Source organism: Streptomyces sp. D2-8, from assembly GCF_023184515.1.
In the GTDB taxonomy this organism is placed as follows: Bacteria; Actinomycetota; Actinomycetes; order Streptomycetales; family Streptomycetaceae; genus Streptomyces.
Genome location: NZ_JAAHBP010000008.1, coordinates 171,084 through 184,127, shown reverse-complemented (window position 1 = coordinate 184,127; position 13,044 = coordinate 171,084). Strand labels below are relative to the sequence as shown.

General features: G+C 72.2%; 9 protein-coding genes. 3 read left to right on the top strand and 6 right to left on the bottom strand.

The features are described 5' to 3' along the window. Nucleotides 1–165: 165 nt before the first annotated feature. Complete coding sequence (locus G3I77_RS16750; protein WP_248504571.1) at nucleotides 166–555, bottom strand: MGMT family protein; 390 nt, start codon at nucleotides 553–555, stop codon at nucleotides 166–168. A 186-nt stretch (nucleotides 556–741) separates the two neighbouring features. Between G3I77_RS16750 and G3I77_RS16745 the strand changes: the two genes are divergently transcribed. The 3 genes from G3I77_RS16745 to G3I77_RS16735 all read left to right on the top strand — a co-directional run bounded on the left by G3I77_RS16745 (nucleotide 742) and on the right by G3I77_RS16735 (nucleotide 6,778). Beyond that, on the top strand, nucleotides 742–3,471 hold the full coding sequence (locus tag G3I77_RS16745; protein ID WP_248504569.1) for a lysylphosphatidylglycerol synthase domain-containing protein: 2,730 nt from the start codon (nucleotides 742–744) through the stop codon (nucleotides 3,469–3,471). Nucleotides 3,472–3,631: 160 nt separating this feature from the next. Further along, on the top strand, nucleotides 3,632–5,176 hold the full coding sequence (locus G3I77_RS16740; protein ID WP_248504567.1) for an alpha/beta hydrolase: 1,545 nt from the start codon (nucleotides 3,632–3,634) through the stop codon (nucleotides 5,174–5,176). Nucleotides 5,177–5,311: 135 nt separating this feature from the next. Continuing rightward, entirely contained in the window at nucleotides 5,312–6,778 is a 1,467-nt protein-coding gene (locus G3I77_RS16735) for an alpha/beta hydrolase (RefSeq protein ID WP_248504565.1), read from the top strand. Nucleotides 6,779–6,850: 72 nt separating this feature from the next. On the opposite strand, the gene moeZ is transcribed toward G3I77_RS16735, so the two are convergent. The 5 genes from moeZ to G3I77_RS16710 form a co-directional block, all read right to left on the bottom strand. Then, nucleotides 6,851–8,029 (bottom strand): adenylyltransferase/sulfurtransferase MoeZ, encoded by a 1,179-nt coding sequence (moeZ, locus tag G3I77_RS16730; RefSeq protein ID WP_248504563.1) that lies wholly within the window; start codon nucleotides 8,027–8,029, stop codon nucleotides 6,851–6,853. Between the two features lie 63 nt (nucleotides 8,030–8,092). Next, on the bottom strand, nucleotides 8,093–8,842 hold the full coding sequence (locus G3I77_RS16725) for a spherulation-specific family 4 protein (protein ID WP_248504561.1): 750 nt from the start codon (nucleotides 8,840–8,842) through the stop codon (nucleotides 8,093–8,095). After that, a complete protein-coding gene (locus tag G3I77_RS16720) occupies nucleotides 8,830–9,789 on the bottom strand; it encodes an NAD(P)-dependent oxidoreductase (protein WP_010047687.1) in 960 nt (319 codons plus the stop codon). Before G3I77_RS16720 ends, G3I77_RS16725 begins: the two co-directional genes overlap by 13 nt. A 129-nt stretch (nucleotides 9,790–9,918) precedes the next feature. Next, nucleotides 9,919–11,289: a hypothetical protein gene (locus G3I77_RS16715; RefSeq protein ID WP_248504559.1), complete on the bottom strand. Its 1,371-nt coding sequence runs from the start codon at nucleotides 11,287–11,289 to the stop codon at nucleotides 9,919–9,921. Next, the gene (locus G3I77_RS16710; RefSeq protein ID WP_248504557.1) at nucleotides 11,286–13,007 is read right to left on the bottom strand and encodes a DUF3492 domain-containing protein; all 1,722 of its coding nucleotides are present in this window, start codon (nucleotides 13,005–13,007) and stop codon (nucleotides 11,286–11,288) included. Before G3I77_RS16710 ends, G3I77_RS16715 begins: the two co-directional genes overlap by 4 nt. Nucleotides 13,008–13,044: the final 37 nt, after the last annotated feature.

Here is a 13,044-nt window from a genome sequence, read left to right as displayed (position 1 = left end):
ACGGGTGAGGCGGAAGCAGGGCTTCCCCTTCTTCCCACCGACCACTCACGGCACTCGTGGCACTCATGCCCCTCGCCTCACGAACGTACGTCATGCCCCCGGTGTGCCCCGATTCCCCCGTACGGATCACGGGTCACACGGGAGGCCGTCCGATGGCGGAAGCTGTCAGGTGTGACCCTCCGCGCGATCACCGCCGTCCCACCGCGCCCGTTTCATGTCGATGCGCGGCAGGTGGCCCTCGGCGGCGCGGCTCGCCTCCTTCAGGGGCGTGCCCTCCGCCCGGTAGTGGCCGAGCGCCCGTTGTTCGTGCCCCGGCAGCAGGACGCCGTCCGCGCGGACGACCCGCCACCACGGGGCGGCTCCCCCGTAGAGCGCCATCACGCGGCCGACCTGCCGCGGGCCGCCCTGCTCCAGCCACTCGGCGACGTCCCCGTAGGTCATGACACGGCCGGGCGGGATCAGTTCGGCGACGTCGATGACCCGCTCGGCGTACTCGGGCAGGGCTTGCGCGGGCTCGTCCTCGTACCGGCCCCCCTCAGGGCTCTGCTCACTCATCCGCCCCATCCTGCCCCACCCCACCGACAACGGGCCGGGCGTGCTCCCGAGCGTGCGGCTCGCCCGGCAGGAGCGCGTCGGGCAGACTGTCCGCCCCCGCATGTGCACCCTGATTGCCCCGTGTGCCGGTGCGGCATGCCACCATCGTGCGGGCGGTGACCGGTGATACGAGACCAAGAAGAGACGATGAAGCAGCAGGGTGCGCACCCGGAGGACACGGAGGGCACCTCTGACGCTTCGTCACGCCCGGGCACTCCGGACGACGCTCCCAAGGGGGCCGCGAAGAAGAGCCGGGCGGCCGCCGAGGAGCCCGACTTCGCGCACATCGACGAGGTGGAGGGCGACGAACCGCTGCTCCCCGCGCGCGTGCACCGCCCGTCCGACCTGATGCGCCTCCTGGTGGGCGTGCTCGCGGTCGCGGTCCTGATCGGGATCGCCGCGTTCGCGCACGGCACCACCTCGGGTCTCGAACAGGACATCAACAAGGGCACCGGACAGGCACCCGACCTGCTCATCAAGATCGCGGGGCTGGCCTCCAGCATCGCGATCCTGCTGGTGCCGGTCGCCTTCGCCATCGAGCGGCTGATCAAACGGGACGGGCTCCGGATCGCCGACGGCGTGCTCGCGGCGGTCCTCGCCCACGGCGTGACCCTCGCCACCGACCTGTGGGTCGCCCGGGCCGCCCCCGACTCGATCCAGGAGGCGCTCACCCAGCCCTCCCCCGGCGACATCCACGCGCTGACCGATCCCGTGCACGGATATCTGGCCCCGGTCATCGCCTACATGACAGCCGTCGGCATGTCGCGCAGACCCAGATGGCGCTCGGTGCTGTGGGTGGTGCTGCTCCTCGACGCCTTCTCGATGCTCGTCACCGGGTACACGACACCGTTCTCGATCATCCTGACCGTGCTGATCGGCTGGACCGTGGCCTACGGCACGCTGTACGCGGTCGGCTCGCCCAACGTCCGGCCCACCGGGCAAACGCTGATGGCCGGCCTGCGGACCGTCGGCTTCCGCCCGGTCAGCGCGTCCCGCGAGGACATCTCGGACAATCCGGACACCGGAGACCGGGGCCGCCGCTACTTCGTCACGCTCGAGGACGGCCCGCCCCTGGATGTGACGGTCGTCGACCGGGAGCAGCAGGCGCAGGGCTTCTTCTACCGCGCCTGGCGCAACCTGACCCTGCGCGGCTTCGCCACCCGCAGCAGCCTCCAGTCGCTGCGGCAGGCCCTGGAGCAGGAGGCCCTGCTGGCGTACGCGGCCATCGCGGCCGGAGCCAACGCGCCCAAGCTGATCGCCACCTCCGAACTCGGCCCCGACGCGGTGATGCTCGTCTACGAGCACAGCGGCGGACGCACCCTCGACTCGCTGTCGGACGAGGAGATCACCGACGACCTGCTGCGCGACACCTGGCACCAGGTGAAGGCCCTGCAGTCGCGGCGTATCGCGCATCGCAGGCTGGTGGGCGACGCGATTCTGGTGGATCGTTCCGGCACGGTGATCCTCACCGACCTGCGCGTCGGCGAGATCGCGGCCGGCGATCTGCTGCTGCGCATGGACACCTCCCAGCTGCTGGTGACGCTCGGCCTCCGGGTGGGCGCCGAGCGGTCGGTGGCCTCGGCGGTGGGCGTGCTCGGTCCCGACGCGGTGGCGGACTGCCTGCCGATGCTCCAGCCCATCGCGCTCAGCCGCTCCACACGCGCGACGCTGCGCAGACTGGCCCGGGAGCGGGCACAGCGCGAACGCGACGCGGTCCTGGAGGCGTCCCGGCAGGCCAAGCAGGCCGGCCTGGAGGAGGACGCGGACGACTCCGTGCCCGTCCTGGAGAAGCCCGACAAGAAGGCCGTACGGGCGGAGCAGCGGGCCGAGAAGCGGGCGATCGACGAGGCCCTGGAAGAGGCTCGCGAGGAGGATCTGCTCACGCAGATCCGGCACGCGGTGCTGCGGATCAGGCCGCAGGCGCCCGTCGAACCGGCCCGGCTCGAGCGGGTGCGGCCGCGCACGCTGATCAGTTTCATCGCCGGCGCGATCGGCGCGTACTTCCTGCTGACGCAGCTCACGCACATCGAGTTCGGGCCGCTCATCGCGAACGCGGAGTGGGGCTGGGTCGCCGCGGCCGTGCTGTTCTCGATGTGCAGCTACGTCGCGGCGGCGATGGCGCTGCTGGGGTTCGTGCCCGAGCGGGTGCCGTTCGTGCGGACCGTGGCGGCGCAGGTCGCCGGATCGTTCGTGAAGATCGTCGCCCCGGCGGCGGTGGGCGGTGTCGCCCTGAACACGCGCTTCCTGCAGCGCGCGGGAGTGCGGCCCGGGCTCGCGGTGGCGAGTGTGGGCGCGTCGCAGCTGTTCGGGCTCGGCTGCCACATCCTGATGCTGCTCGCCTTCGGCTATCTGACCGGCACCGAGAAGACGCCCTCGCTGTCGCCGTCCCGGACGGTCATCGCCGGTCTGCTGACGGTGGCGGTGCTCGTGCTCGTGGTGACGTCGGTGCCGTTCCTGCGCAAGTTCGTCGCCACGCGCGTGCGGTCGCTGTTCGCGGGTGTCGTGCCGCGCATGCTGGATGTGCTCCAGCGGCCGCAGAAGCTGGTCACCGGTATCGGTGGCATGCTGCTACTGACCGCCTGCTTCGTGATGTGCCTGGACGCGTCGATCCGCGCGTTCGGTGACGAGTCCACGTCGATCAGCCTCGCCAGCGTCGCCGTCGTGTTCCTCGCGGGCAACGCCCTCGGGTCCGCCGCGCCGACACCGGGCGGTGTGGGCGCGGTCGAGGCGACCCTGACGGTCGGTCTGATCGCCGTCGGGCTCCCGAAGGAGGTCGCGGCACCGGCGGTCCTGCTGTTCCGCCTGCTGACGCTGTGGCTGCCCGTCCTGCCGGGCTGGCTGGCCTTCAACCACCTGACTCGCAAGCAGGCCCTCTGACACGACCGGGCCGCAAGCGTGCCCCTCCGCCCAGCCGGCCCGGCGAGCGCCCCTCCGCCCGGTCGGCCCGGCGAGCAGGCCCTTTGGCCCCACAGGCCCCTCTTACCTCGTACGGCACGCGTCCCGCGCGCCCCGTTCGGTACCGCCGCAGGATGGAACCATGCCAACCCTCCTCCGGCTGCGCGCCACCGTCCTGACCGCCTCCGCCGTGCTGCTGTGCACCGTGCTGGCGGGTTGCGGCGACGAAGCCAAGGAGGTGGACCTGACGCGGCAGGAGCTCAGCTGGAAGGCCTGCCCCGCCCCGGACGAGGCCCAGGGCGGGGGCGCCCCGCCCTCTCCCCTGCCGGACGACGGCGAGTGGCAGTGCGCGACCATGAAGGCTCCGCTCGACTGGGGCGACCCGAAGGGCGACACGATCGGCCTCGAGCTGATCCGGGTCAGGACCACCGGCGACGACAACGAGCGCATCGGGTCGCTCATCTTCAACTTCGGCGGCCCCGGCGGCTCGGGCGTCACCTCGCTGCCCGCCTTCGCCGAGGGCTACGAGAAGCTGCGCACCCGCTACGACCTGGTCAGCTTCGACCCACGCGGGGTCGGCCGCAGCGACCCCGTGATCTGCGAGAACGACCAGCAGCTCGACGCCTACTTCCAGCAGGACGCCACACCCGACGACGCCGCCGAGCGCACCCAGCTCGTGGACAACACCAAGGAGTTCAACGACGCCTGCGAGGAGAACTCCGAGAAGATCCTGCCGCACCTGCGCACCACCGACGCGGCCCGCGACCTGGACCTGATGCGCCAGGTCCTCGGCGACGACAAGCTGCACTACTTCGGCATCTCCTACGGCACCGAACTGGGCGGCGTCTACGCCCACCTGTTCCCCGAGCGGGTCGGCCGTGCCGTGTTCGACGCCGTCGTCGACCCGACGCAGGACGCCGAACAGGGGTCGCTGGGGCAGGCCAAGGGCTTCCAGCTGGCACTCGACAACTTCGCCGAGGACTGCGTGTCGCAGACCGAGGAGTGCCCGATCGGCGACAGCGCCCAGGACGTGAAGGACCGTATCGCCAAGCTGCTGAACGACCTCGACCGCAATCCGATCCCGGGGATCTTCCCGCGCCAGCTGACCCAGACCGCGGCGACCAGCGGCATCGCGCAGGCGCTGTACTCGCAGGACTTCTGGGAGTACCTCACCGAGGGCCTGGAGAACGCCTACGACGGTGACGGCAGGATCCTGCTGTCGCTGTCCGACTCGATGAACGGGCGCAGTGAGAACGGCGAGTACAGCAACATCACCCCCGCCAACGTCGCCATCAACTGCGCCGACGACAAACCCCGTTACGACACCTCCTATGTCGAGCAGAAGCTGCCCGAGTTCCGGGCCGCGTCCGACCTGTTCGGCGACTACCTGGCGTGGTCCATGCTCAGTTGCACCGACTGGGCCGTGGCGGGCGCGGCCGACCACCCGGACGTGAGCGCTCCGGGCTCGGCGCCCATTCTGGTGGTCGGGAACACGGGTGACCCGGCCACGCCGTACGAGGGCGCGCGGGCGATGGTGAACGCGCTGGGCAAGGGTGTCGGTGTCGAGCTGACGTACCGAGGGCAAGGGCACGGCGCCTACGACAGCAAGAACAGTTGCGTGCAGGGCGCGGTGAACGGCTATCTGCTGGACGGGAAGGTGCCGCCGACCGGGACCGTCTGCACCTGACACCCTCACCGCTCCTGACAAACTCGCAGGTCAGAAGGTTATCCACAGGCTGAAACGGCCGACGCGGGATCTGCCTACCATGGCCTGACCGCCATCCGCGGCACGGAGCGGACGGCCTGCGAGGGGGGATGGGCAATGACGCGCTTCGTTCGGTGGACCGCTCTGGCGGCCGCTTCGGCCCTGCTGGCCGCGGGCTGCAGTGGCTCGTCCGACGACGACAGCGGCGGGCTCTCCTGGGGCCGCTGCAAGGCCACCGCCGACGGCCCCGCGCCGAGCAGCGAATGGCAGTGCGCGACGCTGAAGGTGCCGCTGGACTGGTCGGATCCGGACGGCGAGACGATCGGCCTCGGACTGATCCGCGCCAAGGCCCGCGGCGACGACCGCGCCGGATCACTGTTGTTCAACTTCGGCGGCCCGGGGGCCTCGGGCGTGTCCATGATGCCGTCGTACGCCCCGACCGTCTCCGCACTCCGCGAGCGGTACGACCTGGTGAGCTGGGACCCGCGCGGCGTGGGCGCCAGCGAGGGCGTGCGCTGCCGCGGCGACAAGGAGATCCAGGCCGCCGAGTCGGTGGACGTCACCCCGGACGACCCCGCCGAGGAGAAGGCGTACTTCGAGGACGCCGCCGACTTCGGCAAGGGCTGCCGGAAGGACGCCGGGAAGCTGATGGCACACGTCTCGACCGCCGACTCGGCCCGCGACATGGACCGCATCCGGGAAGTCCTCGGCGACGACAAGCTGCACTACTTCGGCATCTCCTACGGCACAGAACTCGGCGGCACCTACGCCCACCTCTTCCCGAAGAAGGTGGGACGCATGACGCTGGACGCGGTCGTCGACCCCGGCGCCGACACCGTGGGCCATGCCCAAAACCAGGCCAGGGGCTTCCAGCGCGCGCTGAACGGCTATCTCGAGTCCACCGGCCAGGACCCTCAGGAGGGCTCGCGGAAGATCGCGGCCCTGCTGCGCCAGATCGACGCCCGCCCCCTCCCGACGGGCCTGCCCGGGCGGAAGCTGACCCAGACCCTCGCGGTCACCGGCATCATCCTCCCGCTCTACAGCAAGGACAGCTGGCCGACCCTGACCAGCGCCCTCGACGCGGCCGAGGAGGGCGACGGCTCGGAGCTGCTGGCCCTGGCCGACCGTTACAACGAACGCGATCCGTCGGGGCGCTACGGCACGACGACCCACTCCCAACGGGTCATATCGTGCTTGGACGACAGGCAGCGGCCGACCGCGGCCCGGACGAAGAAGCTGCTGCCTCGATTCGAGGAGATCTCCCCGGTCTTCGGGACGTTCCTAGGCTGGGACACGGCCGGCTGGTGCCACGACTGGCCGGTGCCCGGGCAGCACGACACTCCGGAGGTGAGCGCCCCGGGCGCGGCACCGGTCCTGGTGGTCGGCAACACCGGCGACCCGGCCACCCCGTACGAGGGCGCGCGGAGGATGGCCGACGAGCTGGGCCAGGGCGTCGGAGTGATGCTCACCTGGCGGGGCGAGGGGCATGGCGCGTACGGCAGTGGGAGCGACTGCGTCGACTCCACGGTGAACGCGTACCTGCTGGACGGCTCGGTGCCGAAGGACGGCAAGGTCTGCTCATGACGACGGCGGGGGGCTTCGGGCACCCGTGGTGCCCGAAGCCCCCGCCGCTCGGAAAGGGAGGCCGGATACGGCTCAGTACACCGGCTTGGACGGCTCGATCTGGTTGACCCAGCCGATCACGCCACCGCCGACGTGGACCGCGTCCGAGAAGCCAGCGGACTTCAGGACCGCGAGAACTTCCGCACTGCGGACACCCGTCTTGCAGTGCAGGACGATCTTCTTGTCCTGCGGGAGGCTCTCCAGGGCGGTGCCCATGAGGAACTCGTTCTTCGGGATCAGCCGGGCGCCCGGGATGGAGACGATCTCGTACTCGTTCGGCTCGCGGACGTCGATGATGTCCATGCTCTCGCCGTCGTCGATCCACTCCTTGAGCTGCTTGGGAGTGATCGTGGAGTCGGCGGCCGCCGCCTGGGCCTCTTCGGAGACGACGCCGCAGAAGGCCTCGTAGTCGATGAGCTCGGTGACGGTCGGGTTCTCGCCGCAGACCGCGCAGTTCGGGTCCTTGCGGACCTTGACCTGGCGGTACTGCATCTCCAGGGCGTCGTAGATCATCAGCCGGCCGACCAGCGGATCGCCGATGCCGGCGAGGAGCTTGATGGCCTCGTTGACCTGGATGGAGCCGATGGACGCGCACAGCACACCCAGGACACCGCCCTCGGCGCAGGAGGGGACCATGCCGGGGGGCGGGGGCTCCGGGTACAGGCAGCGGTAGCAGGGGCCGTGCTCGGACCAGAAGACGGACGCCTGACCGTCGAAGCGGTAGATCGAGCCCCAGACGTACGGCTTGTTCAGCAGCACGCAGGCATCGTTGACCAGGTAGCGGGTGGCGAAGTTGTCCGTGCCGTCGACGATCAGGTCGTACTGGCTGAAGATGTCCATCACGTTGTCGGCCTCGAGCCGCTCCTCGTGAAGGATCACGTTCACGTACGGGTTGATGCCCTTGACGCTGTCGCGGGCGGACTCCGCCTTGGAGCGGCCGATGTCGGCCTGGCTGTGGATGATCTGGCGCTGCAGGTTCGACTCGTCGACCTCGTCGAACTCCACGATGCCGAGGGTGCCGACGCCCGCGGCGGCCAGGTACATCAGCGCCGGCGAGCCCAGGCCGCCGGCGCCCACACACAGCACCTTGGCGTTCTTCAGCCGCTTCTGCCCGTCCATCCCCACGTCGGGGATGATCAGGTGGCGGGAGTACCTGCGGACCTCGTCTACGGTGAGCTCGGAAGCCGGCTCGACCAGGGGTGGCAGCGACACGGGGACTCCGTTGGTCGGTCAATCACTACGGTTGTTCTCCCCGTAACAGTGCCATGCACTTTTTCATTCCGAGACACCCGTTCCGATACGCGAGACGAATTCGTCCCAGTAGCCGGGCATGGCCTCCCAGGGGTCGATGCGGCCGCCGTCGTCCGTGTGGTCGGTGATCCAGACCGTCGCGGCGCCCTGCCAGCGGGCGATGCGCAGCGCCTCGGCCAGGTGGGGGCGGGGCACGCCGTGGACGAAGTGGCAGAAGCGCTCGGGCGAATGATCGGCGGTCCACTCGGCCACCTGCGACCAGCGGTAGTCGCTCCAGGGCCCGGAGAAGGTGACCAGTTGGTCGGCGAGCTCGACGTAGCCGGGGTGCGGGTGGATGCCGTGGCCGAGGACGATGTGGGAAGCGTCACGGATCACGCGGAGCGTGGCGACCGTGCGGCGGACCTCGGGCAGCCCGGCGTGGTCCGCCGGGCAGCGCTCCAGGAGGAATCCGTCGACCTGGTACCAGTCGACGAACCGGTGGGCGTCCGAGATCAGCTCGCCGAAGTTCCGGGTGCCGTACCGGGTGTCGAGATGCCCGAGGACGCGGATCCCCGCGTTGCGCAGGCGGCCGGCCGCCTCCAGGCAGTGCGGGTCGGGGCGGGCACCGGGGCCGTCGGCCACGTTGAGGACGACCCAGTGCAGCGGGGTGCCGGGGCGGGTCAGCTCGCCCCACTCGGTGGGGGCGAGGAGGGGGTGCGCGTAGCCGGGGACGCCGACGCCGGGGCGGAGTTCCGTACTCGAGGTGTGTCGCCGGGATCTGGTCAGATGCGGCATGCCGCCTCCATCCAGATGTCGGCGAGGGACTCCTCCAGGCCGATCCGGGGACGCCAGCCGAGCCGGTCGCGCGCGGTGCGCACGTCGGCCTGCTGCCAGCTGCCGCAGCCGTCCGGGTACGGGTACGCGACGGGGGGCGCGTGGTCGGGGTCGGGGCGGGGGTGGCCGATGGCCGTGCGCAGGGCGCCGGGCGGGCCGTCGAGTTCGTGGAGGGCACCGCCGTATCCGGCGACGCGGGCGAGGACCGCGGCGGCGTCGCGCAGGCGTACGGCGCGGCCGGAGCCGATGTTGATGACTCCCTGCGCCGCGGAGAGCGAGGCGGCGTGGACGGCACGGGCCACGTCGCGGACGTCGACGAAGTCGCGCTGCGCGCCGAGGCCGCCGAGTTTCAGCTCGCCGTCGCCGGACTGCATGGCGCGGCGCATGGCCTCGGCGAGACGGCCCAGCGGGGAGCCGGCGGGGGTGCCGGGTCCGGCCGGTGAGAAGACGCGCAGGACGACGGCGTCCAGGCCGGAGCCGAGGACCAGCTCGGTGGCGGCGAGTTTGCTGACGCCGTACGGACCGCCGGGCCGGGGCACGGCGTCCTCGGCCGTGGAGGAGCCGGGCTGGCTCGGGCCGTACTCCGCGCTGCAGCCGATCTGCACCAGCCGGGCGCCGCAGCCGCTGCGGCGCAGGGCCTCGCAGACGGTGGCCACGGCGACGGTGTTGTGGCGGGTGAGTTCGCGGGCCCCGCCACGTGTGGCGCCGGCGCAGTTGACGACGACGCCCGGGTGGACCGCGTCGAGGAAGCGGGTGAGGGCGCCGGGGCTGCCGGAGGCGAGGTCGAAGCGGACGTCGGCGTCGTCACCGCGGCCGAGGGCGGTGAGCTGCACGGCCGGGTCGGCGAGCAGACGGTCGGCGACGAAGCGCCCGATGTAGCCGTTGGCTCCGATCAGCAGGACTCTCATCGCGCGGCTCCCCATGCGGCCGGGGCTCCTGGGTGGGTGGTCATGCGGGTTCTCCTCGGGGCGGAAAGGGTGGAAAGGAAGGGATGGGACGGGTGCTGCCTGCGGCGGTGGGGCCGGTGCCCGCGGCGGTCACCGGGCGGGCTCCGGCGGTGCGTGGGCCGAGGCCCGGGTGAGCTTGCGGGTCGTGTGGACCAGGAGGGCCAGGGCCGCCGCTCCGCAGGCGAGCGTGGGGACGCTGTCGGGGCCCCAGGTGGTGACGAGGGTTTCGACGGGGGTGGCCAGGAAGCCGAAACCGGAGAGGCGGGAGGCGAAGACCGTGGCGAGGGCGGCCGCCTCGACGGTGGCCGTCGCGGTGAGGACCACGGCGGGGGCGTAGGTGAAGCCGTGCGTGGTGAGGAGGCGGGCCAGGAAGAGGAGGGCGCCCAGGGCGAGGGCCTGCGCGTAGGCGGCGGGCTCGTCGAGGACCGCCGAGCAGAGGGTGAGCAGGGCCGCCAGGGCACCCAGGAACAGGGCGAACGTGCCGAGCAATAGGGGGCGTACGGAGGCGGCGAAGTCCTCCAGGCCGCGGCTGGCCGCGAGTTTGCGGCGGGCACGGGCGGTGAGGAGGTGCGCGGTCCAGGCGGCGGGCGCGCAGGCCAGGGCGAGGGCCAGGACCGGGGCGGCGGTGAGGGGCCAGGAGCCGTCGGCCGTGCCGGTGGGCAGGGCGTCGGGGCCTCCGGTGAGAGCGCTGTGGAGCAGGCCGTTGCCCAGGAGGGAGTAGGTGAGGAGCCACAGGGTCCAGGGGGTGGTCCGGCCGGAGGCTGCGCCGGGTCGCGGCCCGGGCCGGTCCGCATCGGTCCTGCTCAGGGGGCCTCGGCGCAGGGCCGCGCGGAGGGCCAGGGCCACGGCGAGGGCGCCGGCTGCGGCCGCGAACAGGCGCGACTGCCCGTGGGTGAGGTGCACGGCGGTCACGGTGGCGGCACACAGCGCACCGGGCAGGAGGGTCAGCAGAGCCCAGTCGGCGCGCACCCGGGGAGCGGTGGGCGCGGCGGGCAGGGGCGTGTCTCCGTCACGGGAGATGCGCGCGTACATCTCCTCCGCGAGGGAGAAGACGTCCCGGTGGCGGAAGCGGGCGGCGGTCCGGTCGGTGATGCCGTGCGCCTCCAGTCCCGCGGCGATCTCGAGGGGGTCCACCGCACGCTCGCAGAGCTCCCGGTGACGGTGCATCAGCGCCTTCACCGGGTCGGCGGCGCCCCGACGCGGGGTGGGCGCCTTGCGGTCGGCGGCCGGCTCCCGCTTCCCGGGCACCAGGCGATCGGCGTCCGGCTCCCGGCTCCCGGGCACCTTGCGATCGGCGTCCGCCTCCGAGGCGGTCGAGTCCGTGGCCGCCGGCCCCGTGGCCGCCGAATCCGTGGCCATCGAGTCCGTGGCCGCCGGGTCCAGTTGCTGCTCCGAACGGGCGTCCCACGCGCCGGGGCTGGACGGGGTTCCCGGACGGTCCAGTTCGCCCAAGTCGCTCATCGCGCACCCTCCGGGGCGGGGACGGGAGTGGTGGCGCTTACGGGTCTGTCTGCCGCCCAGCCGGGGCCGCTGCGGGCGGCGAGGCGGGGCGAGGCGGCGGTCCAGCGGACGGGCACGTGGGCCTCGGCGGGAACCGCGAACGGCAGCGGCTCCCCTGCTCCGTCGAGGACGCCACGGCGGATGGGCGCACACGAGACGATCTCCAGGTAAATGCCGTGAAATGCCTCGATGTTCTGCTCGACCGTGAACAGTTCGAGGGCACGGGCGCGAGCGGCGGCGCCCAGACGCGCTCGGCGCTCGGGGTCGCGCAACAGCGCCACGCACGCCTCCGCGAGCGCCCGCGGATTGCGCGGCGGTACGACGAGCCCTGTGCCGCCGATGACCTCCACGACCGCGCCGACGTCCGTCGACACCGTCGCGCGCCCGCAGAGCATGGCCTCGACGAGGCCGATGGGGAAGCCTTCGACGACGCTGGAGAGGACGGTCACGGCACCCGAGGCGTAGGCGTCGGCGGCGGCCGGGAGTTCGGGGCCGCCGATCTCCTCGAAGGACACCGGGTTGTCCCCGGCCGTGTGCGGGCCCTCGGCCTCGTCGGGGAAGAGCTGAGCGGCCAGTGTCCTGCAGTGATCGAGGTAGGCCGAGCCCTCGGGGCCGGTGGGAGCGCCGACGATGCGCAGGCGCGTCCTCGGCTCCTGCTTGCGGACCTCCGCGAAGGCGTGCAGGAGCGAGACCAGGTCCTTGGCGGGCTCGACGCGGCCGACCCAGACGAGCGTGTCCGGGTCCACGCAGTCCTGGGACTCGCCCAGCTCGGCGAAGGGCCGGGCGTCCATGCCGGGGTAGACCGTGCGGAGCTTCTCGCGGCCGGCGCCGCAGCGCTCCTGCCAGCGGCGGGCGTGCGTGTTGCCGGCGGTGACGACCTCGGCCCGCCCGTAGGCCTCGGCGGCGAGTCGGCCCTGGAAGGCCGCCAGCAGGGACCGCACGGCGGGTGGGGCGTCCGGGGCGGTGAGGTAGTGCGTCCGCAGGCGAACGCCGTACTCGGTCACCATCAGGGGCACGCCGGTGAAGTGCCGGGCCAGCAGGCCGGGCAGGGCGGCCGTGCCACCGGACGCGGCGTGACAGAGGTCGACCGCACCGAGCCCGTCGTCCTCGTACCAGTCGAGGGAGAGGGGGCGCAGAGCGCGTTCCAGATGCGCGGCGACGGCGAGCAGATCCGGTACGCGCGCCTCGCGCGCCGCGCGATGGGCGCCGGGCGCGCGACAGGCGCGTTCCAGGGTGCGCACAGCGACCTCCGACCGGAGAGCTCCCGCCACCCCACCCTCCTCGCGGGCGAGTTCGGCGAGCCCGTACAGAGCGTTGGCGAAACGGTCCGCCTCAGAGGCGGGCGCACCCCCGGGGAGCCCCCCGGCAGCGCGGGAGGGACTCCCCGACGCCCCGCACAGCACGGCAGCCAGTTCCCCGAAGCACTCGGTGAACCGCCGGCGTGCGCGGCGCCCGAGCGCCACCTCGTCGTCCTCGGCCATCCACAGCGGCGCGGTGCGCACCCTGCGGACGTTCGGTGACAGCGGGATCCAGCCCTCGTCCTCCTGGTGCTCGCTGCGGCTGAGCGCGTAGACGTCGAACTCGTGCTGGGCGAGCCCGCGCACCAGCCGGTCGCACCAGAGCCTGGCGTCACCGCTCACATACGGATACCCACCCTCCGTAAGCAGTCCGATGCGCACGAGTGCACCCCCGATCTCCCGTATGGGGAGCCGCCGT

What these genes read in the sequence shown, in the direction of transcription:
- G3I77_RS16740 (WP_248504567.1), top strand. Translation starts at nt 3,632, where the DNA reads ATGCCAACCCTCCTCCGGCTGCGCGCCACCGTCCTGACCGCCTCCGCC.
- G3I77_RS16715 (WP_248504559.1), bottom strand. Translation starts at nt 11,289, where the DNA reads ATGAGCGACTTGGGCGAACTGGACCGTCCGGGAACCCCGTCCAGCCCC.
- G3I77_RS16725 (WP_248504561.1), bottom strand. Translation starts at nt 8,842, where the DNA reads ATGCCGCATCTGACCAGATCCCGGCGACACACCTCGAGTACGGAACTC.
- G3I77_RS16745 (WP_248504569.1), top strand. Translation starts at nt 742, where the DNA reads ATGAAGCAGCAGGGTGCGCACCCGGAGGACACGGAGGGCACCTCTGAC.
- G3I77_RS16750 (WP_248504571.1), bottom strand. Translation starts at nt 555, where the DNA reads ATGAGTGAGCAGAGCCCTGAGGGGGGCCGGTACGAGGACGAGCCCGCG.
- G3I77_RS16720 (WP_010047687.1), bottom strand. Translation starts at nt 9,789, where the DNA reads ATGAGAGTCCTGCTGATCGGAGCCAACGGCTACATCGGGCGCTTCGTC.
- G3I77_RS16735 (WP_248504565.1), top strand. Translation starts at nt 5,312, where the DNA reads ATGACGCGCTTCGTTCGGTGGACCGCTCTGGCGGCCGCTTCGGCCCTG.